Source organism: Parahaliea mediterranea (genome assembly GCF_003402235.1).
Classification (GTDB): domain Bacteria; phylum Pseudomonadota; class Gammaproteobacteria; order Pseudomonadales; family Halieaceae; genus Parahaliea; species Parahaliea mediterranea.
Genome location: NZ_QEWO01000004.1, coordinates 284,479 through 307,625 on the forward strand (window position 1 = coordinate 284,479; position 23,147 = coordinate 307,625).

19 protein-coding genes are annotated in these 23,147 nt (G+C 65.8%); 4 read left to right on the plus strand and 15 right to left on the minus strand.

Annotated features, from left to right (window positions below):
- Positions 1–24 precede the first annotated feature (24 nt).
- The 3 genes from DDZ17_RS13595 to gdhA form a co-directional block, all read right to left on the minus strand.
- The gene (locus tag DDZ17_RS13595) at positions 25–312 is read right to left on the minus strand and encodes a helix-turn-helix domain-containing protein (RefSeq protein ID WP_116367499.1); all 288 of its coding nucleotides are present in this window, start codon (positions 310–312) and stop codon (positions 25–27) included.
- Positions 305–616 (minus strand): type II toxin-antitoxin system RelE/ParE family toxin, encoded by a 312-nt coding sequence (locus tag DDZ17_RS13600; RefSeq protein ID WP_116367500.1) that lies wholly within the window; start codon positions 614–616, stop codon positions 305–307. Before DDZ17_RS13600 ends, DDZ17_RS13595 begins: the two co-directional genes overlap by 8 nt.
- Positions 617–989: 373 nt before the next feature.
- The gene (gene gdhA, locus DDZ17_RS13605) at positions 990–2,345 is read right to left on the minus strand and encodes an NADP-specific glutamate dehydrogenase (RefSeq protein ID WP_116367501.1); all 1,356 of its coding nucleotides are present in this window, start codon (positions 2,343–2,345) and stop codon (positions 990–992) included.
- A gap of 145 nt (positions 2,346–2,490) precedes the next feature.
- On the opposite strand from gdhA, the gene DDZ17_RS13610 reads away from it, so the two are divergent.
- Positions 2,491–3,489: a calcium/sodium antiporter gene (locus DDZ17_RS13610; protein WP_116367502.1), complete on the plus strand. Its 999-nt coding sequence runs from the start codon at positions 2,491–2,493 to the stop codon at positions 3,487–3,489.
- A 6-nt stretch (positions 3,490–3,495) separates the two neighbouring features.
- Here DDZ17_RS13610 and DDZ17_RS13615 read toward each other — a convergent pair whose 3' ends face one another.
- The 3 genes from DDZ17_RS13615 to DDZ17_RS22905 form a co-directional block, all read right to left on the minus strand.
- Positions 3,496–4,167 carry a 2OG-Fe(II) oxygenase gene (locus DDZ17_RS13615; RefSeq protein WP_116367503.1) on the minus strand — a complete coding sequence of 224 codons (672 nt, stop codon included), beginning with the start codon at positions 4,165–4,167 and terminating at the stop codon, positions 3,496–3,498.
- A gap of 116 nt (positions 4,168–4,283) precedes the next feature.
- Entirely contained in the window at positions 4,284–5,393 is a 1,110-nt protein-coding gene (locus DDZ17_RS13620; RefSeq protein ID WP_116367504.1) for an NADH:flavin oxidoreductase, read from the minus strand.
- Between the two features lie 216 nt (positions 5,394–5,609).
- The gene (locus DDZ17_RS22905; protein ID WP_277749319.1) at positions 5,610–5,732 is read right to left on the minus strand and encodes a hypothetical protein; all 123 of its coding nucleotides are present in this window, start codon (positions 5,730–5,732) and stop codon (positions 5,610–5,612) included.
- Here DDZ17_RS22905 and DDZ17_RS13625 point away from each other — a divergent pair.
- The 3 genes from DDZ17_RS13625 to nagB all read left to right on the plus strand — a co-directional run bounded on the left by DDZ17_RS13625 (position 5,731) and on the right by nagB (position 8,783).
- A complete protein-coding gene (locus tag DDZ17_RS13625; RefSeq protein ID WP_116367505.1) occupies positions 5,731–6,765 on the plus strand; it encodes a LacI family DNA-binding transcriptional regulator in 1,035 nt (344 codons plus the stop codon). The two genes, DDZ17_RS22905 and DDZ17_RS13625, sit on opposite strands and share 2 nt — an antisense overlap.
- Positions 6,762–7,916 carry an N-acetylglucosamine-6-phosphate deacetylase gene (gene nagA, locus DDZ17_RS13630; protein ID WP_116367506.1) on the plus strand — a complete coding sequence of 385 codons (1,155 nt, stop codon included), beginning with the start codon at positions 6,762–6,764 and terminating at the stop codon, positions 7,914–7,916. Before DDZ17_RS13625 ends, nagA begins: the two co-directional genes overlap by 4 nt.
- A 72-nt stretch (positions 7,917–7,988) precedes the next feature.
- Entirely contained in the window at positions 7,989–8,783 is a 795-nt protein-coding gene (gene nagB / locus DDZ17_RS13635; RefSeq protein ID WP_116367507.1) for a glucosamine-6-phosphate deaminase, read from the plus strand.
- Positions 8,784–8,805: 22 nt separating this feature from the next.
- On the opposite strand, the gene DDZ17_RS13640 is transcribed toward nagB, so the two are convergent.
- The 9 genes from DDZ17_RS13640 to DDZ17_RS13680 all read right to left on the minus strand — a co-directional run bounded on the left by DDZ17_RS13640 (position 8,806) and on the right by DDZ17_RS13680 (position 22,869).
- Positions 8,806–10,641: a sodium:solute symporter family protein gene (locus DDZ17_RS13640; protein ID WP_116367508.1), complete on the minus strand. Its 1,836-nt coding sequence runs from the start codon at positions 10,639–10,641 to the stop codon at positions 8,806–8,808.
- A gap of 41 nt (positions 10,642–10,682) precedes the next feature.
- Positions 10,683–12,950 (minus strand): beta-N-acetylhexosaminidase, encoded by a 2,268-nt coding sequence (locus DDZ17_RS13645; protein WP_116367509.1) that lies wholly within the window; start codon positions 12,948–12,950, stop codon positions 10,683–10,685.
- A gap of 9 nt (positions 12,951–12,959) precedes the next feature.
- Positions 12,960–13,859: a glucosamine kinase nucleotide-binding domain-containing protein gene (locus DDZ17_RS13650; RefSeq protein ID WP_241505892.1), complete on the minus strand. Its 900-nt coding sequence runs from the start codon at positions 13,857–13,859 to the stop codon at positions 12,960–12,962.
- Between the two features lie 215 nt (positions 13,860–14,074).
- Positions 14,075–16,801: a TonB-dependent receptor gene (locus DDZ17_RS13655; protein ID WP_157976637.1), complete on the minus strand. Its 2,727-nt coding sequence runs from the start codon at positions 16,799–16,801 to the stop codon at positions 14,075–14,077.
- Positions 16,802–17,236: 435 nt separating this feature from the next.
- On the minus strand, positions 17,237–18,646 hold the full coding sequence (locus tag DDZ17_RS13660; protein WP_116367746.1) for an ABC1 kinase family protein: 1,410 nt from the start codon (positions 18,644–18,646) through the stop codon (positions 17,237–17,239).
- Between the two features lie 10 nt (positions 18,647–18,656).
- The gene (locus tag DDZ17_RS13665; protein WP_116367512.1) at positions 18,657–19,793 is read right to left on the minus strand and encodes an acyl-CoA dehydrogenase family protein; all 1,137 of its coding nucleotides are present in this window, start codon (positions 19,791–19,793) and stop codon (positions 18,657–18,659) included.
- A gap of 9 nt (positions 19,794–19,802) precedes the next feature.
- Entirely contained in the window at positions 19,803–21,005 is a 1,203-nt protein-coding gene (locus DDZ17_RS13670; protein ID WP_116367513.1) for an acyl-CoA dehydrogenase family protein, read from the minus strand.
- 46 nt (positions 21,006–21,051) lie between these two features.
- Positions 21,052–21,687, minus strand: a complete 636-nt coding sequence (locus DDZ17_RS13675) for a glutathione S-transferase family protein (RefSeq protein WP_193940603.1) — start codon at positions 21,685–21,687, stop codon at positions 21,052–21,054.
- A gap of 9 nt (positions 21,688–21,696) precedes the next feature.
- Positions 21,697–22,869: an acyl-CoA dehydrogenase family protein gene (locus DDZ17_RS13680; RefSeq protein ID WP_116367515.1), complete on the minus strand. Its 1,173-nt coding sequence runs from the start codon at positions 22,867–22,869 to the stop codon at positions 21,697–21,699.
- Positions 22,870–23,147: the final 278 nt, after the last annotated feature.

The following is a 23,147-nucleotide window of genomic DNA, read 5'->3' on the forward strand; positions in this document are numbered from 1 at the left end:
GGAATAGCAGCGGCGGGCTCACATTCAGTGGAGCTGAGTGAAAACTTCCGGGTGCTGCTCCGCAATGCGTAGCAACGCCACAGCCGGACCTTGAGGCTCACGACGGCCTTGCTCCCAATCCTGGAGTGTTCGCATGCTAACACCCAGCAAGCCGGCAAACTCGGATTGCGACATTTTGAGTTTTTGACGGATGACTTTAGGCGGGGAAGGCTCCGACAGTTCGGTAACTCTTAAATGAAGCTTCCCCTTTTTGTGCTGCTGGATTTCTTTAATACCATCCAGGATCTCAGCACCAAGGTCGCGTTTACTCATGATCGATTGCCTCCGCGATTTTCTTAAGGATATGACCGGGAATCGTGGCCTGCTCCGATTTACTGTAGATAGTCAGCATCCAGATTTCATGATCAGGCTTCTTCCAGTAATAGATAACTCGAACGCCACCACTTTTCCCTTTGCCAGCGGGCGCCCAACGGACCTTCCTAACTCCCCCTGATCCTTTGACAATGTCCCCGGCATCAGGCTTTTGCATCAGATAGCTCTGCAGAGCCCGATACTCCTCATCCGAAAGATAAGCCGGAAGGAGCTTGGAGAAGATACTGGTTTCGATGAATATCATTGCGCAAGATAATACGGCATTGCCGTATATTTGCAAGAGGCAGAACTGGGGCGAGACTGCGAGACGGTTTTCCCGGCGCAATCCTTAGAAACTTCCGTTTCGTGGCGGCAGCGGTAAATCGCTCATCTGCGATATACCGCCGCCGAGGACACTGTAGAACGATTGATTGTTTGCACGGTTATCCGTGTTTTACACAGACCGGCGATGCTGTCGCCGTTGTCCCGCTGAATGCTACTTCCCAACCAGCGATCATTTGTTGATCAAACTGTAAGCCGTCCGACCCAATCGGATAATCTGGATACCCTTTTTATTGTGCGCCACTTTTCATCTCGCCTCGCCTCGCCCCGGCCGCCTCGGCCGGGGCTGATGGCGTTTACATCACCCCGTAGGCCAGCATGGCCGAGGCCACTTTGTTGAAGCCGGCAATGTTGGCGCCGCGGAAGTAGTCCACGTGGCCTTCGGCGGTGGTGCCAAATTCCACGCACTGGTCGTGAATGCCGCGAATGATGCCGCGCAGGCGCTGGTCCACTTCTTCGCGGCTCCACTGCAGGCGCAGGCTGTTCTGGCTCATCTCCAGGCCCGACACCGCTACCCCGCCGGCATTGGCGGCCTTGGAGGGAGCGTGCAGGAGGTTGGGCTCGTCCTGTATGACTTTGATGGCCTGGGGTGTGGTGGGCATGTTGGCCCCCTCGGAGATACCGCGGCAGCCGTTCTTGATGAGGGCCTTGGCTTCCTCGGCGTCGATCTCGTTCTGGGTGGCGCAGGGGAAGGCGAGATCGCAGGGCACGTTCCAGGGCTCCTGGCCTTCGTGATAGGTGGCGCCAAACTCGCGGGCGTATTCTTCGATGCGCCCACGGCGTTTGTTTTTCAGCTCCATCACCCAGTCGAGTTTTTCCTGGGTGAAGCCCTCGGCGTCGTGCACGAAGCCGGAGGAATCCGACAGGGTCACTACTTTGCCGCCGAGTTGGATCAGTTTTTCTGCGCAGTAGGTGGCCACGTTGCCGGAGCCCGACACTACGCAGGTTTTGCCGTCGATGGTTTCGCCGTGGTGGCTGAGCATGTCCTGCATCATGTACACGGCGCCGTAGCCGGTGGCCTCGGTGCGAATGCGGCTGCCGCCAAATTCCAGGGCCTTGCCGGTGAGCACCCCTTCAAAGCGGTTGGCAAGCCGCTTGTACTGCCCAAACATGTAGCCCACTTCCCGCGCGCCAACGCCAATGTCACCGGCCGGCACGTCGGTATCCGGCCCGATATGTTTGGCCAGTTCAGTCATGAAGGCCTGGCAGAAGCGCATTACCTCAAGGTCGGATTTGCCCTTGGGGTTGAAGTCCGCTCCGCCCTTGCCGCCGCCCATGGGCAGGCCGGTGAGGCTGTTCTTGAACACCTGTTCGAAGGCGAGGAATTTGAGCACTGACTGGGTCACGGTGGGGTGGAAGCGAATGCCGCCCTTGTAAGGGCCGATGGCGTTGTTCTGCTGCACCCGGTAGCCACGGTTCACCCGGATATCGCCACTGTCGTCCTGCCACACCACGCGAAAGCTGACGATGCGATCCGGCTCGGTCATGCGCTCAAGGATTTTGAGTTCCTTGTAGATGGGCTTGTCGGCAATGTAGGGAATGATATCCATCGCCACTTCATGCACTGCCTGGTGAAACTCAGGCTCCCCCGGGTTGCGGCGCTCAACGCCGTCCATAAACGTGGCCAGATCCTCTGCCAGATGCTTGCTCATGCTCTCTCCTTAGCTCATTATTCGCGCGCGGCCCCGCCGCTACTCAATCAGCATAGCCGGCAATGCCTGCAGCACAAGCCGCCATTGTGATGCAAGACGCATTTTGCGTGGCCAAATTCAACAGAGCCCCCGTATAATCCGCCGCATGATTACTGCCCTGACTGCCGTTCTGATCGGCCTCATTCTGCTGCTGTGGAGTGCAGATAAATTCGTTGATGGCGCCGCGTCCATCGCCAGTCATTTCGGCATGCCCACGCTGCTGATCGGCATGGTGATTCTGGGCTTTGGCACCTCGGCACCGGAAATGCTGGTGTCGGCCCTGGCCGCCGTGCAGGGCAATCCCGGGCTGGCCCTGGGCAACGCCTACGGCTCCAACATCACCAACATCGCCCTGGTGCTGGGCCTGACCGCCCTGATCAGCCCCATTGCGGTGAAGTCCCAGGTGCTGCGCAAGGAACTTCCGATTCTCACCGGCATCACTGCCCTGGCCATTGTGCAGCTGCTGGACGGCGAGCTGTCCCGCGCCGATGCCTTCCTGCTGCTGGTGGTGTTTTTTGTGCTGATGACCTGGACCATAACCCAGGGCATGCGCAACAAGGACGACAGCCTGGGCGAGGAGCTGGACCTGGAAATGCCCAGCCGCATCCTGCCCATGAAGCGCGCCTGGATCTGGCTGGTTATGGGCCTGACCCTGCTGATAGTGAGTTCCCGCATTCTGGTGTGGGGCGCGGTAGAGCTGGCCCAGGGCTTTGGCGTGAGCGACCTGATCATCGGCCTGACCATTGTTGCGGTGGGCACCTCGCTGCCGGAGCTGGTGTCTTCGGTGCTGGCGGCGCGCAAGGGCGAGCACGACATGGCCCTTGGCAACGTGATCGGCTCCAACCTGTTCAACACCCTGGCGGTGGTCGGCATTGCCGGCTGCATCAACCCCTTTCCGGTGGAGCCGGACATCGTCAACCGCGACATGAGCATCATGGCGCTGCTGACGGTGTCACTGTTTGTGATCGGCTTTAACTTCCGCGGCGGCGGCCGCCGCATCAACCGGGTGGAGGGCGGCGCCCTGCTGCTCTGCTTCTGCGCCTATTCGGCCTACCTGGTGCACACCTACCTCACCCCCACTGCCCAGGCCGTCAGCGGCGGCTGAGCCCGGCTAGCGGGGCGGGTCAACCCGCCCGGCGGTGGAGGTGTTCACCCGGAACCAGCCGGCAATGGAATGGCGGTCGCGCTGGGCCGGCAGTACCTCGTGAGGGAACTCCTCGCTCAAAAACACCACCACCGTGCCCAGGGCCGGCACCACCTTCAGCGTGTCGCCCCGGGCCTCATCCAGGTACATCAGCAGTTCGCCGCCGTCATCCGGCTGCCAGTGGCTGTTCAGGTACGCCACCAGCGACAGCACGCGGTTGGTGTTGCCGCGAAAGGCATCCAGGTGCTTGCGGTAGAAGTCGCCGGGGCCGTAGTGGGCAAAGTGCGATTCAAAGGAAAACAAACCCAGCAGCAGCTGGCGGTTAAGGGCCTGCTGCAGCCGCGCGCTCCAGTCGAGCCACTGGCGGCCGGCCGGGGAATCCCCGGTGATCCAGCAGATCTCGTCGGAGCGCACGAAACGATTGAGGGTGTGGTTGTCGTCCCGCCCTACCCCGGCGCGCTCGAATCGCTCGGCGGGCATGGCCTGCAGCTGGGCCAGCAGCGCGTCGCACAGTGCCAGCGGCAGCGCGCCAGGGCACACGGCGTAGCCGCGCTGGCGCACATCGTTGGCAATCTGGGTAAATAGTGCTTCGTCCGCCGCCGCAGGCGCGGGGTGTGCAAGCAGGTCGGGCGCAGTCATCAATGAGTCCGCTGGGCCCGCTCCCGCCGGGGTGGCGAAGCCAGGGCGGCGGGATTATAGGGCCGCCGCCTTGGCTTCGCCAGCGGTGTCTGCGCCAGCGGTGTGTGCGGTGCGAATTACACCAGCTGGAACAGGTTTTCCTTCTCGAAGGCGCGGGCGCTGGCCAGGCGATCTTCCTGCACCAGCTGGGCCCAGTCCGGGTTGGCGATCAGCGCCCGGCCTACGGCCACCAGGTCGAACTCGCCCCCGCCCAGGCGGCGCAGCAGTTCGTCAAGGCTGGCCGGCTCTGCCTCGCGGAAGGTGGTTTCGCCGGGCACCGGCAGAAAGTCCTCGGTGAGGCCCACACTGCCCACGGTGATCGCGGGCTTGCCGGTGAGTTTGCGGGTCCAGCCCGCCAGGTTGAGGTCGGAGCCGTCGAACTCCGGCTCCCAGAAGCGCCGGGTGGAGCAGTGGAAAATATCCACCCCCGCCGCCGACAGAGGTGCCAGGAACTGTTCCAGTTCCGCCGGGGTTTCGGCCAGGCGGGCGGTGTAATCCTGCTGCTTCCACTGGGACCAGCGCAGAATGATCGGGAACTCGGGGCCCACGGCCTCGCGCACCGCCTCGATGACTTCCACCGCAAAGCGGCCGCGCTTGTCCATGGAGCCGCCGTAGGCGTCGTCGCGCACATTGGTGCCGGCCCAGAAGAACTGGTCGATCAGGTAGCCGTGGGCGCCGTGCAGCTCCACCGCGTCAAAGCCCAGGCGCTTGGCATCCGCCGCGCCGCGGGCGAAGGCGGCGATCACATCGTCAATGTCCTGCTGGCTCATGATGTGGCGGTTCACCTTGCCCGGCACGTTCATGCCCGAGGGGGTGTAGCCGGGCACGTCGCCTTCCGGTGGCACACCGGCCTTGCGCATGCCGCCGCAGTGCCACAGCTGGGGGGCGATTTTGGCGCCCTCGGCGTGCACCGCCTCCAGCACCCGTTGCCAGCCAGCCAGGCGCTGCTCACCGTGAAAATACGGCACATCCGGGTAGCCGCTGGCGGCAATGTGGTCGATGCAGGTGCCCTCGGTGACAATCAGGCCCACGCCGCCCGCCGCGCGACGGCGGTAATACTCCGCCACGTTGTCGCCGGGGATATTGCCGGGCGAGAAGTTGCGCGTCATCGGCGCCATCACAATGCGGTTGGCCAGTTGCAGGGGGCCACAGGTGAAGGGCTGGAACAGGGGGCTGGTATCACTCACTGGGGGTTCTCCGTTGGGTTACATGCCAGGGGGCCGGGCAGAATAGCACCAACCGGCGCGCACCGGGCTACCCGAAACTGACCACGGCGATGACGCAAACTGACACGCGGGCCTGGCGCTGGCCTATCGACAGCCTATCGACAACCTATCGACAGCCTGCCGGTCGCCTGGCGCCGGCCGGCGCGGGTGCGGGCGAGCCACCGCTCCGACATTGCATCAATCGCGGGCCAGCGCGCGCATGACAACGTTGTCATACGCACCCCCATCCGCTACACTGCGGCGCAATTCCGATAACATGGCGCGGCACAGGTCGCAGCGGTAGAGGGACAGCAGGGGCATGAAAGCCACCATCAAGGACGTCGCCAAGCTGGCGGGGGTTTCCTTCAAGACGGTCTCCCGGGTGATCAACCGGGAGCCCTCTGTCGGCGAGGAACTCAAGGAGCGGGTTTGGGCGGCCATCAAGGAGCTGAACTACCAGCCCAATATCTCCGCCCGGCAGCTGCGCGGCGCCGCCAGTTTTATCGCCTTCATCTACGACAACCCCAACAGCCACTATGTGATCGAAATGCAGCACGGCCTGCTGGCGGAATGCCGCGCGCAGGGTTATGAGCTGCTGATTCACCCCCTGGCCGCCGGCACCGGCGACATCATGGCGGACCTGCAGCAACTGCTCAGCACCGGCCACATCGCCGGCCTGGTGCTGACCCCGCCCTTCTCCGAAAACCCGGCCCTGATTGCCGCCTTGCGCCAGCGCGAGCTGCACTTTGTGCGCATTGTGTCGGGCTCCGACGACCCCGGCGAAGCCGAGCCCTGCATTTATGTGGATGACTACCAGGCCGCCTTCGACATTACCGATTACCTGGCTGGCCTCGGCCACCGGCGCATCGCCTTCCTTGGCGGTGAAGACATCCACCGCTCCAGCGTAACGCGCCGCGACGGCTACCTGGCCGCTCTTGCGCAGAACGGCATTGCCGTGGACGAGGCGCTGATCGTGCCCGGCGAATTCAACTTTGATTCGGGGGCCGACCGCACCCGCCGCCTGCTGGCGATGGCGCCCCGCGCCACCGCCATTTTTGCCGCCAACGACGAAATTGCCGCGGGCGCGCTGTTCTCGGCCCGCATTCACCAGGTGGCGGTGCCCCAGGAGCTGTCCATCGTCGGCTTTGAGGACAGCCCCTTCTCGCGCCAGACCTGGCCCAAGCTGACCACCGCCCACCAGCCCAATGCCGACATTGCCAGCTGCGCCGCCAGCCACCTGATTGCCAGCATTCGCGCCAGCCGCAATGGCGCCAGCGCCGCCCCGGTGCTGCCGGGCAACGGCTTTCGCCCGCAACTGGTGGTGCGCGACTCCACCTGCCCGGCGCCGCAATGAGCGAATACCTGCTGGCGGCGCGGCTGTTCGACGGGCAAAGCCTGCGCGAGGATTGCGCCGTTCACATCGACAACGGGCAGGTTAGCGCCGTAGTGCCGGCGCATGACATCCCAACTGGCTCGCCAACCACCACACTCGGTGATGGCCTGCTGGCCCCGGGCTTTATCGACCTGCAGGTGAACGGCGGCGGCGGCGTGCTGTTTAACAACCAGCCGGATGTGGCGGGGCTGGCACAGATGCTGGCCGGCCACCGCGCCACCGGCACCACCGCCCTGCTGCCCACCCTGATCAGCGACACGCCCCAGGTGCACCGCGCCGGGGCCGAGGCGGTGCTCGCAGCCCAGGCGGCGGGCCATGCCGGCGTGATTGGCATTCACATTGAAGGCCCCTTCTTTGCCCCGGCCCGGCGCGGCACTCACCGCCAAGACCGCATCCGCCAGCCGGATGCCGGGGATATCGCCTGGCTGGCAAGCCTTGGCAGCCAGCTCACCACGGTGCTGACCGCAGCGCCGGAGCACCTGCCCGCCGGCGCCATCACCACCCTCAGCCAGGCCGGTGTGCTGGTTTGCGCCGGCCACACCAATGCCACCTATGCCGATATCAGCGCCGCCCGGGCCGAGGGGCTGCGCGGCTTTACCCACCTGTTCAATGCCATGAGCCCGCTGACATCCCGCGAGCCCGGCGTGGTTGGCGCGGCCCTGGACGCCGGCGATTGCTGGGCGGGCATTATTGCCGATGGCCACCACGTTCACCCGGCCAGCATTCGCCTTGCCGCGCGCTGCCTGGGCGGGGGCAAGCTGTGCCTGGTCACCGATGCCATGGCCACCGTGGGCGACAGCAAGGACTGGTTCGAGCTTTACGGCGAGCGCATTCAGGTGCGCGACGGCCGGCTGGTGAACGCCGAGGGCGCCCTGGCCGGCAGCGCCATCGGCATGATCGACGCTGTGCGCTACTGCCACCGGGAAGTGGGCCTGCCGCTGCCGGAATGCCTGCGCATGGCAGCGCTGTACCCCGCTACCTTCCTGCGTCGCGAGCATACCCTGGGGCGCATTGCCCCGGGGTTTCGCGCCGACTTTGTGCGGCTGGACAACGATTTGCAGGTGCTGGACACCTGGGTCGCCGGCCACCGCCAGGTGCACCGCAAACCCTAACGTTCACACCGTATAACCCGTAACCCGTAACCCGTAACCCGTAACCCGTAACCCGAAACCCAGGGCCCGCCCATGAAAGTCGTGATTCTCGATTCCCCCGCCGAGGTTGCCCGCTACGGGGCCGATATTTTCCAGCAGCAGCTCAAGCGCAAGCCGGACTCGGTGTTTGGCCTGGCCACCGGCTCCACGCCGGTACAGTTGTACCGGGAACTGATCGAGCGCAACCGCGCCGGCGACATCAGCTTTGGTGCTGTGCGCAGCTTCAACCTGGACGAGTACATGGATCTGCCGCCGACCCACCCGCAGAGCTACCGCTACTTCATGAACAGCGAGTTCTTCGACCATATCGACATCGACCCGGCCAACACCCGGGTGCCCCCCGGTGACGCGCCCGACCCGATTGCCGCCTGCGAAGCCTACGAGCAGGCCATTGGGGACGCCGGCGGCATCGACATCCAGCTGCTGGGGATTGGGCGCAACGGCCACATCGGCTTTAACGAGCCCACCTCCTGCCTGACCTCTCGCACCCGGGTAAAAACCCTGACCCGCGAAACCATTGCCGACAACGCCCGCTTTTTTGCCGAGGGCGAGCACCAGCCGCACCTGTCGGTGACCATGGGCATTGGCACCATCATGGAAGCGCGGCTGGTGGTGTTGCTGGCCACCGGCGCCAGCAAGGCGGCGGCGGTAAAGGCCATGGTGGAAGGGCCGGTGTCGGCCTGGTGTCCGGCCTCCATCCTGCAGATGCACCCCGCCGCGGTGGTGATCGCCGACGAGGAGGCCGCCAGCCACTTGAGCGACCCGGGCTTTTTCAAGCACATCGAAGCGGAAAACCAGGCCATGCTGGCGCGCCTCGGGCGCGCCTGATTGGCACGCAGGGCCTGCCTGATTAATCCTCCAGGCGATCCCACCAGTACTTTTTCAGCAGCCAGGTAGTCAGGGCGAATACGCCCAGGCTCCACAGCAGGCTGTCGGTGGCGCGGATCATCACAAACATCGGAATCACCACCAGGGTCATCTGCCACACAATGCCCACCAGCACATTGCCCATGTCGCGGGCAAAGTCGCGGTTGGGGCAAAAGGCTGGGTCCTGGGCGCTGATACGCTGCACCACCGGCGCCCACCAGCCCCAGGGGCGGGTCTGGCGGTAGAACTGATCCAGTTGCGCGGCGTCCACCGGCGGGGTCAGCAGGCAGCCGGCAACACTGCCCAGCATGGCCACCGCCAGTAACAGGGGAAACTGCTGAATGGCCAGCCACTCGATGCCGGCCGCCTCCAGCGCCGGCGGAATGACCGCCACGCCGATCATGCCCGCCGCCATGCCGGCAAAATAACCAAAGCCGTTGAAGCGCCACCACACCCACTTGAGCACGTTGGACGCCACGTAGCTGCCGTACAGCAGGCCCACAATCCAGTCGGTGCGCGCCTGGATGTTGCCGCCGGCAAAGCCGAAGTACAGGCCAATGAGCACCAGTGCGCCGGTCACCAGGTAGCTCAGGCGCACGTAGTGGCGACCGCTGCCGCTGCGGTTGAAGTACTTGCGGTAAAGGTCGTTCACCACGTAGGCGGAGCCGGCGTTGATGAAGGCGGCATAGGTGGACATAAAGGCCGCCAGCAAGCCCGCCAGCAGCAGGCCGCGAAATCCGGCGTCCACGTATTCGGATATGGCGTAGGGCAGCACCCGTTCAAAGTCCAGCCGGCCGCTGCCGTCCAGCAGGGCGCCGGCGTCCATGTACACCAGCGCCAGCACGGTGATGCCGGCAATCATGAAATAGCGCGGGAAGGACAGCACCAGCGGCGTCAGGCCAAACATCTTGGCCGCCTCGGAGGGCGAGCGGGTGCCCAGAATGCGCTGCATGTCGTAGCTGGGCACCGGGCCGGCCAGGCTGGCGAAAATGCCCTTGAAGATCATCAGCATGAACAAAAAGCCGAAGGCGCCGTAGCCATCCTCGGCGATGCGCGCATCCGCCGCCGGCAACAGTGTGGACCAGTCCAGGCCCAGCTCCCAGCCGAACCACAGGCTGTCCCAGCCCGCCGGCACCGCGGCCTGTATCTGCTCGGCGCTGGTGGCGCCAAAGGCGATCACGCCCACAATCAGGCAGGCCACCGTCATCACCAGAAACTGCATGACCTCGGTGCCCACCACGCTGTAAAAGCCGCCCTTGAGGGTGTACAGGGTGGTGAGGCCGATGATGATCAGGGCGTAGCTGTCTTCGCTGGAAAACTGCAGGCCGGCCAGGTTGAAGGCGAGGTCCCAGGGCAGGAACTGGGCGGAGAATTTGCCAATGCCCTCGACAAAGTAGGCCATGAAGGCGATCACGATGACCACCGCAAACAGCACGGTGACAATGTGGGCCAGCCGCGCGCCGGCCCCGTCGCCAAAACGGAAGCTGATCCACTCGGCGCCGGTGAGCACGCCCGAGCGCCGCATCCACAGGGCCAGGAAGATCATCATGATGATCTGGTTCCACACCGGCCACAGCCAGGGAATCCAGGCGCTCTTGATGCCGTACACGAACATCCAGGCCACGGCGATCATGGTGCCGGAAACATCGAACATGCCCGAGGCGTTGGACAGGCCCAGCATGTACCAGGGTATGTCGTTACCGGCCAGGAAGTAGGACTTGAGGTTGCGGCTGGCCAGGCGCGACAGCCACAGCCCCAGGCCAATGGTCGCCCCCAGGAACAGGGCGATAATGGCGATGTCGAGTGTGGCAAGTTTCATGTAACGCAATCCTGTGGTCGGTCGGCCGCCGCGGTGGCCGCTCAGGTCAGTACCAGTTCGTCCAGGTAGAGCGGCATGCGCTGCCGCTGTCGGGTTTCGGGGCTGTAGTAGCGCCGGCTGTTGTGCAGCCGCAGGCGCAGGTAGCGCAGGGCGCAGTGGCCGAGGTCAATGTCCACCGCGCCGCTGGCATCCAGCGCCGCCGCATCCAGCCGCGCCAGCGCCTGCCACTTCTGGTCTGCGGCGCTGGCCAGCACCTCAACGGCCGCCGGGCGCGCCAGCTGGCGGTGGGCCCCGGCCTCCAGGTTGAAGCGCAGGCGGCGCACGCGGCGCACCCGTTCCAGGTCCAGCACGATGTCTACCCGCTCGGCATCGAACACCACCCACTCGTGGTAGTGGAAAATCCGCTCGTTGCCGCGCCAGCCGTTGGTGAGCAGGGCCAGCTCCGGCGCCTGTTGCAAGCCCTCGTCCCGCCAGTAATACACCGGCCGGTGCAGGGCCAGGTGGGGCACCACGTGCAGACGCTCGTCACCGCAGGGGGCGCCCTCCGGGGTTTCGCCGCAGGCGCGCAGCACGCACTCGCGGTCGATCTCCAGCCAGGTCGGGCTGGCGGTGCCGGATGCAGATGCATTGGCAGCATCAGGCGCTGCGCCGTCCAGGGTGTAGCGACAGCGCACCCCGGGCACGCCGCCAGCCAACTGCACCCGCAGGGTGCCATCGCGGCGCGTGTCCGGCGTAAGCAGCGCTTTGTAGTGGCTGTCGGCCACGGTGTAGCCCAGTGCGCGCAGGCGCCGGGTGAGCGCCGGCAGCCGGCGGCAGAAGTCCGCCCACTGTCGGCCCTCGCCGCGCCACAGGCTCTCGGCCAGGGCCGAAAGGCGCGGCAGCGCCGTGTAGCAGACCGCCTCCGGGGTGGCCAGGTATTCGCTCCAGATGTTGCCCTGGGCGCCGAGCAACTGGCCCGCTGTTGCGCCCGCCGCCAGCGCCGCCGGGCTGTAGTCGTAAACCGCGCGCAGGGGCGTCAGGCCGTGGATGGCGGCGGGCTCATCGAGGGAGGTGGACTGGTAGAAGTCGAAGTAAACCCGGTCCACCGGGCACATCACCACCGGGTAGCCCGCCGCCAGGGCGCGCTCGCCGGCGTTGCTGTTCCAGCACATGATGGTGGTATCGCCGGACACACCACCATCCATCACTTCGTCCCAGCCCAGCACCTTTTTACCGAGCTTCTCAAGAATGCCTGCCACCCGGGCGACAAAATAGCCGTGCAGGCCGTTTTCATCCCCCAGCCCGTGCTCGCGAATGAGCTGCTGGCAGTGGGGGCAGCCGGCCCAGGCGGTTTTGACCACTTCATCGCCGCCAATGTGCACGTAGTCCCCGGGAAACAGGGCAACCACCTCGGCCAGCAGCTGCTCCAGAAAGGCGAAGGTCGGCTCCTTCGGGCACAGCACATCCGGGAAGATGCCAAAGTGTGCCTCCACCTGATAGGGCGCGCCATCGGCCCGGGGGCCACAGGCGTATTCGGGGTAGGCCGCCAGCAGGGCCGCCGCGTGGCCGGGAATGTCCAGTTCGGGGATCACCGTAATCTGCCGCTCGGCGGCATAGGCCACCACGGCGCGAATATCGTCCTCGCTGTAGTAGCCGCCGTGGGGCTGCTCGCGGTAGCTGCGCCCGGGGTTGGAGGTATGCCCGTCCACCGTGCGCTCGCGCCAGGCGCCCACTTCGGTGAGCCGCGGAAAGCGCCGGCTGGGAAAGCGCCAGCCCTGGTCATCGCTCAGGTGCCAGTGAAAGCGGTTGAGCTTGTGCAGGGCCAGCAGGTCGATGTAGCGCAGGATAAAATCCCGCGGAAAAAAGTGCCGCGCGCAGTCCAGGTGCATGCCGCGCCAGCCCAGGGCCGGGCCGTCGCTGATGCTGGCGCAGGCCAGGGTGCAAGCGCCCTGCGCCGGCAGGCCCCGCAGCGCCACGTCCGGCGGCAGCAGTTGCAGCAGGGTTTGCAGGGCATAGAACACGCCGGGCACGCCGCCGCCACTGAGGCGCACCTGCTGCGGGCTGATCTGCAGGTGGTAGTGTTCGGCACTGGCAAGGCTGGCATCCAGTGCCAGTTGCGCTGTGGTGTCAGCGGCGTCAACACCGTCAGCGGCCTTCGCCGCCGGCGCCCCCGACACCAGAGCAAGGCTGCGGGCCACGAATGCGGCCATCGCCTGCAATTCGGGCGTTTGCGCGCGCACCGCCATCTGCCGCGTAAGGTGGCATTCACCCTCCCCTGCTGCGCTGTGATGGGGGGCGGGAACAACCGGTGATGAGGCAGCGAACGACATGGCGAGAGTCTATCCCAGCGCCGCCGTGCGCGCTTGCGGGCGCGAGCGGGCAAAGCGCAGGGCGCCCTCGTCCGGCTGGCCGCGCGGTGTTACCAATGCCGCCTGTACATCCGCCGCCAGCCAGTTGGTCAGCCGCGCGCCGAGCCCCCCGAGCAGGGCAAAGTGGCTGACACCGTGAGACAGCAGGCGCCGCGCCAGTGCGTCGAGGTAGCCGGCGGCGTCTGCCAGAATGGCCGCTGCCACCGGGTCGCCGGCGTCGGCGCACTCCAGCACCAGCGGCGCCAGCGCGCCGTAATCCCGAGAGCTGGCGCCCGCCATGGCGGCCACCAGTTCCAGGCCGCTGGCACCCAGCGCGCCTTCAATGCGCGGCAGCAGCGCCGTTTGCGGCCCCAGTCCGTCCAGGTGCAGCAGGGCGGCCTTCAGGGCCTCCAGCCCCAGCCAGGCGCCACTGGCCTTGTCGCCAAAGGGAAAGCCGTGGGCGCCGTAATTGTGGCTGCGGCCATCCACGCAGACATAGCCCACCGAGCCGGTGCCCGCCACAATCACCGCGCCGTCTTCGCCGCCGTGGGCGCCCAGGCAGGCAATGTGGATGTCGGTGGTCAGATGCAGGGCCGCAAAGGGGTGCTGCCAGGCAGCCATCGCGGCGTACACGCTGGGAATATTCACCCCGGCCAGCCCGACCCCGGCCACCACACGGCTCAGGTCGGCCTCGCCAAGCCCCGCCTGGGCCAGCGCCCCGCGACTGGCGGCCTCAATGGAGGCCAGGGCCTGGGCCCGGTCCTGAAACGGGTTGGCGGGGCCGGCGGTCACGCTGGCCATTGGCCGCCCGCTGGCATCGGCCAGCAGGGCGCGGCACTTGCTGCCACCACCGTCGATGCCCAGGTAAAGGCGGCCAATGTCGGAAGTCATTGAATTCATGCTGTCGATTTACACCGCTTACACGTCGCCAGAAATAAAAAAGGCTGGTGGGCACGCTGGCACACCAGCCAAGGTAAGCCAGGGATAGGCCCGCCTTACCGCAGGGCGCCACCGCCGCGACACCCGACACACAACTTGTTGGATAAAGGGAAGCGCCATTTGCGCCGCGGCGGCCCACAGGGTGCGGCCGCGGCGCTGGCGATGGGTTAGAAGCGGTAGTTCACACCCACCACGTAGCGGGCACCGTTGTCATACAGGCGGGCCTTGCGCGCGGTGTCGATGTGGTAGTGCTCCAGTTCTTCGCCGGTGAGGTTGATGCCTTCGAACACCAGGTCGATGTTCTCCCACACGGTGACGGTGACATTGGCGTCCAGCTGGCCGTAGTCGTCGATGTACATCTCGGAGCCGAACTCGCTGAGGCCGTCGTACCACTCGGTGCGGTAGTTGTAGCTCAGGCGGGCGCTCAGCCAGTCGTTCTCGAAGTAACCGGACAGGTTGGCCATGTGCTCGGAGGAGCCTGGCACCAGGCCGGACCCGGGGCGCAGCACTGGATCGCGGTCGTCGCGGCTGTCGGCGTCGGTGTAGGTGTAGTTGGCGATAACGCCAAAGTCACCGAAGGCCTGCTGGTAGCTGACCTCCACGCCCTGCACGTCCACGCCGGCGCCGTTGTTGGGCTGCACGAAGGTCACGTCCACGTTGCGGTCCAGTTTCGGATCGTACTGGGTTTCCACGCTGGTGCTGGAGACCAGGGAGTTGCTGATGTCCTTCTGGAAGTAGGTGACCGCCAGCATGCTGTGCTCGGCGAAGTACCATTCGTAGGCCAGGTCGAACTGGTTGGCCAGCTCAGGGTCCAGGAAGGGGTTGCCGCGCACGCCGGTGCCGGTGTCCAGGTTGGCCGAGGACTGGTTGGCGATCTTGATGTAGTCCGGGCGGGACATCACCCGCGCGGCGGAGAAGCGCAGCAGGCTGTCGCCGGTCACATCGAAGGCAACGCTCAGGTTGGGCAGCACCTCGGTGTAGTCGTGATCCTCGGTCACCTGACGCACGTTGAAGTCGTCGCGGCTGTCGATGGAATCCACCAGCAGGTCGTAGCCGCCGATCAGGTCGATGGCCGCGGCGGTGGCGTCACCCTCCCAGTTGTAGCCGGTGGAGGCCACGTCGGTTTGCACCACGCGCACGCCGATGTTGCCACGGAAGCCCTCGCCCTCGAAGTCGCCGGACACATAGGCCGCGTAGATCTTCTCGTTCACATCCCAGGTGTCGGGCAGGAACAGGAAGGTGGCCGCGTTGGCATAGGCCTCCTGCGGGAAGATCACAGACTCAGCCCTGCCCACGTTCAGCAGCGGATAGGGTGCGCCGGATTCGTTGTAGGCGTAGTTGCCCAGGGTGCCGGCATCCAGGTTGCCGTACAGCCAGCGGTCCCAGCCGGAGGTGTCGCTGCCGCCGCCATAGGTGGTCGCGTCGTCCGAGTGCATGGCGTCGGTGAGCCAGTGGAAGCGTGTGCCGTTCTGGAACTGCCCCTTGTCGTGGTCGCGGTAGTACACACCGGTCTTGAAGGTGTGGAAGATGCCCACGTCGGCGTCGAACTGCAGGTCCAGGCCGGCGTAGTCTTCCTCGTCGCTCATAATGCGCTGGTTTTCCATCATCCAGCCCAGGCCGCGGCCCAGTAGTTGCTCTTCGGTCTCAGGGCTGCCGCCGACAAAGGCGGTGGAATCCAGGCCGTTGAAGGTGGAGCCAGACAGACGAGGGTTGATCTTGTCGAAGCCGTACTGGCGATCACTGCTGGTGCCGCCTTCGGCTTCGGTGTGGCCAAGGCGGGCGGTGAGGGAGAAGCTGTCAAAGTCGTGGGCGTATTCCAGATCCAGCGACTCGGTTTCGCTGTAGGATTCGCGGTCGATCACGTAGTACTCGGCGTAGTTATCGGCCACCTGGCCTGCCACCACACCGTCGCCCACCAGCTGGGCGCTGGCGGGGTCGATGGTGCCGCCTCCCGCCTGGCCGTTAAACCACTGGTAGTTGTTGTGGTTGGTGTTGTTGGCGTCCAGCTCGGAGTTCAGGTAGGTCACGGTGAACTGGCCGCGCTCGGTGGGGCGCCACTGGCCGGTAACCAGCGCGGTATCGCGCTCGCGGTCCTGGGTGAAGTGGGCATCGCCAAGGGCGCGGGGCGTCCACACGTCGCCACGGCCAAAGTTCTGGCGCTCAAAGCCGAGGATTTCGGTGCCCTCGCGCAGCAAGGTGCGATCCTGCTTGGTGAGAGAGATATTAAAACCCAGGGTCTCGGCGTCGTTCTTCCAGGAGTACAGGGCCGACAGCAGGGGGTCGACCTCTTCGGATGTCTCCGAGTACATGCCCTGCACCTGCACGCTGCCGCTGTTGGCCTCCATGTCCAGCGGACGCCGGGTGCGCAGCATCACGGTGCCGCCCAGGGAGCCTTCCTGAATGTCGGCGCGGGGTGTTTTGTACACCTCCAGCGACGACACGATGTTGGAGGGCAGCAGGGTGTAGTTGAAGGCGCGGGAGGGGTTGTCCAGCACAAACCAGTCGGCGGAGGCCACCGCGGCGCCGTTCAGCAGGGTGCGGTTCTGGTTGGGGGCGGTGCCGCGCACGGCGATCTTCTCGCCCTCGCCAAAGCCGCGGGTTACCGACACACCGGTGATGCGGCTCAGGGAGTCCGCCACGTTCTTGTCCGGGAACTTGCCGATGTCGGTGGCGTTGATCGCATCGACAATGGCCACCGCATTGCGTTTGGTGTCCATGGCTTCCTGCAGGCTGCCACGGATACCGGTCACCACGACCTCTTCCAGGGCCGGAGCGGGGTCCTGCGCCTGCGCCGAGCCGACCACGCCGCACAGGGCCATGACCGACAGGGAGCTGTGCAGGAAGCGCGAGCGGCTGCCATGCAGTGAACGGATAGATGATTTTAGTGTTTTCACGGGTTCCCCCTTCTCGTTTTGCTTATTCAAGCGACCTGTACCCCGGCGGCGAACCGTCAGCCTCCGGGAGCGGCTGAGCGTTATTATGACAAGCACATGACAACGTTGTCGGAGCTACCCTATGCGCGCTGGACAACGTTGTCAACAGGGTGAGGAAATTATTTCGCCGGTGGGTCGAGAAATGCGTAACAGCCTGTCACCACAGGCTTTGGTGCCGCGAGCTAGCGGCAAAAATCGCGGGATTTACCGCGGCCACTGCCGCAGGCCGGCCCCAGGCACCATGCCTGCCCTGGCGGCAGCGGCAATGACAACGTTGCCTTAGCTCTCAATAAAGCGCACAGGAAAAGCCCATCGGCGCCCACGAAAGGCACACGAAAAGCACAGGCAAAGCGCCGGGAAGACGGCGAAAAGGCGGGCAGAGCCGCGGGCGTCAGGCTAGTCCTGCGACAGCCAGTGGTCGATGTAGCGCTGGGCCATGGCGTGGCCGTTGAACTCGGCGCCCAGCACGGCGATAAAGGTAAACACCCCGGTGAGTTTGCGGGCAATCAGAGCAAAGTCACCCCCCGGGGCACTGAAATGGCGGGTGGCCGCGGCGCCCGCCGCCTGCTTGCCCACCCGGCGCAGCAGGGCGGAGTGGCCCCAGCGGTATTCCCCCCGCCGGTTCAGGTACTGGGCCGGCAGATGAGCTGGCTCCTCCAGCGGCTCCAGCAGCTGGCAGCAAAAATCCACAAAGGTGTCGCGGGCAAAGTCGCTGCTGTCCTCGCGCAGGCAGCCAAGGCCCAGCAGGCTCTGCGCCAGGGCTTGCCGGTCCTGGGCCATGCCGGCGGAAATGGCGTTGCCCAGGTGCAGCAGAAAGGTCGCATCCGGGGCCAGCACAGAGCCAAAATCCAGCAATACCAGTTCGTCGCCGTCGCGCCCGGGGGCCACCAGGTAGTTGCCGAAGTTGGGGTCGGTCTGCAGCTCGCCCCACTGGTACACCTCCAGGAAGAACAGCTCCAGCATGGCCTCGCCCAGGGCGTTGCGACGGCGCTGGGACAGGCGCGCCACCTCGGCCCGGCTCACCCGGTAGCCGCCCATGTACTCCATCGCCAGCACCTGCTCGCCACAGTAATTGGCGTGCAGTTGGGGAATGCGGTAGTGCACGCTGCGCCCGGTGGCGGCGTTGGCGGCCTGCACCCGCTCGCCAAAGCGCTGCAGCATGCGCGCCTCCCTGGCGTAGTCGATTTCACTGTGCAGTTGTTCGCGCAGGCTCTGCAGCCAGGTGTCCAGTTCGCGCCCGGCCTGCACCCAGCGCGCCAGCAACAGCATGCGCACCACGCTGTCAAAGTCGTCGTCGATCACCTCGGCCAGCCCGGGGTACTGCACCTTCAGCACGATGTGCTCGCCGCTGGCGCGCACGGTGGCCCGGTGCACCTGGGCGATGGATGCCGCCGCCAGCGCCTGGTGCTCCACCTGCAGTTCATCCAGGCGCGCGCCGAGCTGCTCGCGCAGCAGCGGCTCAATCTCCGCCCAGGGCAAAGGCTCGGTGCTGGCCTCCAGGGTGTGCAGGGCCTCGGTGAGGGCCGGCGGCAGAAAGTGCTCGCCAAGCAGCGCCATCATCTGGCCGATCTTGACGTAGCTGCCCTTGAGCCGCCCCAGCTCCGCCACAAAGCGCTGGGCTTCGCGGCGGGCGAAGGCGGAATCCAGCGCCGGCCCATCGCCGCCGCGCAAGCGCTGCAGGGCGCCGTCGATGGCAAAGGCGCCACCGGCCCGCAGCCCCGCCAGCGACACCGACAGGCTGCGGCTCAGGCCGCCGCGTTTCAGGCCGCCGCGCTTGCGTTGACTGCGCTGCCCATCGCGGCCCATGGCTGCGCCCTCAGGCCGCCGCGTCCAGCAGCAGCGCGGCCAGCCGCTTGCGGTGATGCAGGGCATCGCCAAACTGCTGACTGCTCCACTGGGCGCGGCGGATGTACAGCTGAGCGTCGCACTCGTAGGTAAAGCCCATGCCGCCATGAAACTGCACCGCCCGGTCACCGGCCTGCAGCAGCACCTCGCTGGACTGGGCCTTGGCCATGCGGCAGGCAATTTCCGCATCGCGATCGAAGGCGCCGTCATCCAGCAGGCTGGCGGCGTGGTAGACGAAGGAGCGGGCGGCGTCGACACCCATGAGAATGTCCACGCAGGGGTGCTTGAGGGCCTGGTAGGAGCCGATCAGCTTGCCGAACTGCTTGCGGGTTTTCAGGTAGTCCACCGTGGTATCCAGGCAGGCGCCGGCGCTGCCGGCGGCCTCCGCCGCGGTGAGCAGGGCGCCCAGCAGGTAGAAGTCGCACAGGGCCACGGTGACCTGTTCGCCGGCGATGATGGCGTCCGGGGTGAGCTGCACGCCGGTAAAGTCCACGGTCGCGGCGCGTTTGGTTTCGTCGATCAGGGTGTGGGGGCTGATCGCCCCGTCGCGCAACTGGCTGGCGCGCACCAGGGCCAGGGCCGGCAGGTTGTGGTGGCGGGTAACCACCACAAACCAGCCGGCGGCCTGGGCGTCGGGCACATACTGCTTGGCGCCCTGCAGCACCCCGCCCTCGTCGAACAGGCACTGGCAGGTATCCGCGCCCCAGTCGGGGCCTTCCAGCAGGGCCACGGTGGCGGGCACGCCGGCGGCCACATCGGCCAGAAATTCATCCACCCGCGCCTCGGCGGTGGCGCGCGCCACCAGCTGGGCCGCCAGGGTGGTGCTGATCAGCGGGGTGCCCAGCATGGCCCGGCCCATGGCCTCGGCAATGCCCACCGCGTGGCGAATGCCCAGGCCGCTGCCGCCCACCGACGCCGGCAGGGCGAGCCCCGGCCAGCCCAGGCCAACCAGCTCCTGCCACAGGGCCTCGTCGTAGCCCAGCGGCGTATCCAGCTGGGCGCGCACCGCACTGATGGGCGAGCGCTGGCGGCAAAAGTCGCGCGCCACGTCCAGAATCATCGCCTGGTCCTCGTCGAAGACCAGGGTGGTGTTGTTGATCACGCTCATGCTCGCCCCCTACTTCGGCAGGCCGAGCACGTGCTCGGCAATGATGTTGGCCTGCACCTGGCTGGTGCCGCCGCCAATGGTGGTGGAAAAGTTATTGAAATAGGCGCGCTGCCAGAACCCGCCCTGGCGGGCCTGGCCGTCGCCCACGTACAGGCCGCCGGCGGCGCCCTGCAGGCCAATAGCGAAGCGGCGCATCAGCCGGCCATGCTCGGAAAAGGCCAGCTTGTGCGACAGCGGCAGGGAAAAGGGATAGTCGGTGTTCAGGGCCTGGATGGCAGCGCGCTTGCTGTTCAGGGCGCCGGCTTTCTCGGCCATGATCAGTTGCACCAGCTCGTCGCGCACCACCGGGTCCGACAGCAGGGGCTCGCCATCGCGGGTGAGGTCGCGCACATCATCGATCATGTCGTCGATCACCACCCGCTCAAAGGCCAGCCCGCCGGCGGCGCCGGCCTCGGCCCCGCGCTCGTACTGCAGGGTCTGCATGGCGATCTTCCAGCCCTGGCCCTCCTCCCCCATCAGGCAGCTGGCGGGAATGCGCGCATCGGTGAAAAAGGTTTCGGTAAAGCCGTATTCGCCGGTGAGCTTGCGAATGGGCCGCGCCTCGATGCCCGGCACCTGCATGGGCGAGAGGAAGAACGACAAACCGTCGTACTTGCGCTCGGTGTTGGGATTGGTGCGCGCCAGCAGGATCATGTACTTGGCGAAGTTGCCCATGGTGGTCCAGATCTTGGTGCCGTTAATCACGTACTCATCGCCATCGCGTACGGCGCGGGTCTGGGCGTTGCCGAGGTCGGAGCCGTGGTCCGGCTCGGAAAAACCCTGGCACCAGATGTCCTCGCCGGTGAGGATGCCCTTGAGATAGCGGGCCTTTTCCTCCTCCGAGCCGATATGGTTGATCAGCGGACCGGCCCAGCCGAGGCCGATGACGTTGAAGCAGATGGGCACCGCGTGGCGGCGCATCTCGGCATCCACAATGCTCTGAAAGACCGGCGCCACGCCACCACCACCGTAGGCCTTGGGCCAGGCCATGCCGAGGTAGCCGGCGCGCCATACCTTGTGCTGCCACTCGCGCAGGAAGTCCAGCTGCTGTTCGGTGCCCACTTCCATAAAGGACTGGGGCAGCAAAAAACCGGGGTCGGCGGGTTTGTTGTCGGCCAGCCAGGCCGATACCTGCTGGCGGAACTCGGTCAGTTCCTGTTCGCTGGCGCTCATGGCGCGTCTCCTTCGGTCAGTTTGTTATGTGGTGTCGCCGCGCTGCTCAGCTGTTGCCAGGCAACTGCAGGGGGCCGGCGCGGTCGTCGGCGCGCACAAAGGCCGCCCGCTCGCAAAGGCGCGCCAGGTAGGCCCCGGTCTGGGGCTGGTAGTGGGCATCCAGCTGCAGCAGGCGCCCCAGGTACAGGGCGTAACCAACGGCGATGTCGGCCATGGTAAAGCGCTCGTCCACCAGGTAGTCATGCTCCGCCAGGTGGGCGTCCAGCCGCCGCAGGCGGGCCAGGAACCACTTGCTGTAGTCCTCGGCCACCGGCTTTTTGGCGGCGTCCGGCTCCAGGAAGGTGTAGCGCATCACAATGGTCTGGGGAAAGGTAAGGGTGGCGTCGGCGTGGTGCAGCCAGTTCAGGTAGGCGCCGTACTCGGTGTGCTCCGGCCCCAGGCTGAACTGGCGCCGGGTGTCGTAGCGATCCGCCAGGTACTGGCAGATGCCCACCGACTCGGTCATCTCCACCACCCCGTCGCGAAAAAAGGGCACCGTGCCCAGGGCATTGGTGTCCAGGTAGTCGCGCTGGAACAGGCGCGGCGGAAAAGGCAGTATTTCCAGCTCGTATTCCAGGCCCAGTTCTTCCAGCGCCCACAAGGGCCGCAACGAACGCGCCCCGGCGCAGTGCCACAGTTTCATCACAACCTCCTACAGTCCGTACTGGCGCGCGGCCAGATCGCGCATGATTTCCTCGGAGCCACCGCCGATGGCGTTGACCCGCACCTCGCGGTAGATGCGCTCCACCCGGTTGCCGCGCATGTAGCCGATGCCACCGAGAATCTGCATGGCCTCGCGGGCGCAAAATTCCAGGGTTTCGCTGGCCTGCACCTTGAGCATGGCAATATCGCCGGGGTTGGGCTGGCCGGCGGCTATGCTCTCGTAGCACAGGCGCAGGTAGGCCTGGGTGGCGTTGATCTTCTGCTTCATCTGGGCAATTTTGTGGCGAATCACCTGGTGGTCCGCCAACCGCTTGCCGAAGGTGCGGCGCTCGGTGGCCCAGGCCACCGCCTCTTCCAGGCACACCCGCGCCTGGGCTTCCATGCTGGCGGACATCCCCATGCGCTCGCCGTTGAAGTTGGTCATGATCACGCGAAAGCCCTGGTTTTCCTGGCCGATCAGCTGATCCGCCGGCACCCGCACATTGTCGAAATAGAGGGTGGCGGTGTCCGACGCCCACCAGCCCTGCTTGCGGGCCAGGGCGGTGCGACTGAAGCCCTCGGCATCGGTCGGAATCAGCAGCATGGACACCCCGCCGGCCCCCTCGCCACCGGTGCGCACCGCCGTGGAAACCCAGTTGGCACGCATCCCGCCGGTGATGTAGGTCTTGCTGCCGTTGACAATGTAGTGATCGCCGTCGCGCACGGCGGTGGTGGCAAGGTTGGCCACGTCTGAGCCGGCGCCGGGCTCGGTGATGCCCAGGGCAATGTGCTTGTGCCCGGCCAGCACTGGCGAGGCCACGGCCTGCTTCATGGCCTCGCTGCCCCAGTGAATGACCGGCGGCAGGCCGATGCTGTGAATCATCAGGCTGGCATTGACGCCCCCGGCGCCGATGCGCGCCATCTCCTCCGCAGCAATCGCGCTGAACCACACGTCGGTGCCCTCGGTAATACCGCCGTAGGCCTCGGGGTAGCCAAGCCCCAGCAGCCCCACCTCGGCGGCCTTGGGCCACAGGCTCATGGGCAGTTCGCCGGCCTCGTCCCAGGCATCGGCGTGGGGCATGATCTCGGCATCAATAAAGCGGCGCAGCTGGTCGCGCCAAGCGTGGTGTTGCTCTCCCAGGTGGGGGTTGGGCAGGCGGGCGCTGTCAAAGTCCAGTGACATGCAGTGGCTCCTTCAGGTGGCGTTGGTTGTGATTATCGCGCGCAGGGCTTGGCAGTATCCGCACAGGCGGTGAACCCAGCCTGAAACAATACAAGCCCCCCGCAACGAATACCACTTTCCATAGCGATCACTCGCATGTGAGCCGAAACCACGGCGCCGCTGTGCGCCAGCGCACACATTCTGCGCATTTTTTAGACAGCCCCGCACCACCGGCCTAGCTTTCTGACTGTCGCGCGCCGGGGCCAGGCGCCCTGCAGCGACCCCTTGTTTGCCTGCCT

Excerpts from the sequence above, each read along its gene's own strand:
- DDZ17_RS13595 (WP_116367499.1), bottom strand. The coding sequence starts at position 312 with ATGAGTAAACGCGACCTTGGTGCTGAGATCCTGGATGGTATTAAAGAA.
- DDZ17_RS13600 (WP_116367500.1), bottom strand. The coding sequence starts at position 616 with ATGATATTCATCGAAACCAGTATCTTCTCCAAGCTCCTTCCGGCTTAT.
- gdhA (WP_116367501.1), bottom strand. The coding sequence starts at position 2,345 with ATGAGCAAGCATCTGGCAGAGGATCTGGCCACGTTTATGGACGGCGTT.
- DDZ17_RS13610 (WP_116367502.1), top strand. The coding sequence starts at position 2,491 with ATGATTACTGCCCTGACTGCCGTTCTGATCGGCCTCATTCTGCTGCTG.
- DDZ17_RS13615 (WP_116367503.1), bottom strand. The coding sequence starts at position 4,167 with ATGACTGCGCCCGACCTGCTTGCACACCCCGCGCCTGCGGCGGCGGAC.
- DDZ17_RS13625 (WP_116367505.1), top strand. The coding sequence starts at position 5,731 with ATGAAAGCCACCATCAAGGACGTCGCCAAGCTGGCGGGGGTTTCCTTC.
- DDZ17_RS22905 (WP_277749319.1), bottom strand. The coding sequence starts at position 5,732 with ATGCCCCTGCTGTCCCTCTACCGCTGCGACCTGTGCCGCGCCATGTTA.
- nagA (WP_116367506.1), top strand. The coding sequence starts at position 6,762 with ATGAGCGAATACCTGCTGGCGGCGCGGCTGTTCGACGGGCAAAGCCTG.
- nagB (WP_116367507.1), top strand. The coding sequence starts at position 7,989 with ATGAAAGTCGTGATTCTCGATTCCCCCGCCGAGGTTGCCCGCTACGGG.
- DDZ17_RS13640 (WP_116367508.1), bottom strand. The coding sequence starts at position 10,641 with ATGAAACTTGCCACACTCGACATCGCCATTATCGCCCTGTTCCTGGGG.
- DDZ17_RS13645 (WP_116367509.1), bottom strand. The coding sequence starts at position 12,950 with ATGTCGTTCGCTGCCTCATCACCGGTTGTTCCCGCCCCCCATCACAGC.
- DDZ17_RS13650 (WP_241505892.1), bottom strand. The coding sequence starts at position 13,859 with ATGACTTCCGACATTGGCCGCCTTTACCTGGGCATCGACGGTGGTGGC.
- DDZ17_RS13660 (WP_116367746.1), bottom strand. The coding sequence starts at position 18,646 with ATGGGCCGCGATGGGCAGCGCAGTCAACGCAAGCGCGGCGGCCTGAAA.
- DDZ17_RS13665 (WP_116367512.1), bottom strand. The coding sequence starts at position 19,793 with ATGAGCGTGATCAACAACACCACCCTGGTCTTCGACGAGGACCAGGCG.
- DDZ17_RS13670 (WP_116367513.1), bottom strand. The coding sequence starts at position 21,005 with ATGAGCGCCAGCGAACAGGAACTGACCGAGTTCCGCCAGCAGGTATCG.
- DDZ17_RS13675 (WP_193940603.1), bottom strand. The coding sequence starts at position 21,687 with ATGAAACTGTGGCACTGCGCCGGGGCGCGTTCGTTGCGGCCCTTGTGG.
- DDZ17_RS13680 (WP_116367515.1), bottom strand. The coding sequence starts at position 22,869 with ATGTCACTGGACTTTGACAGCGCCCGCCTGCCCAACCCCCACCTGGGA.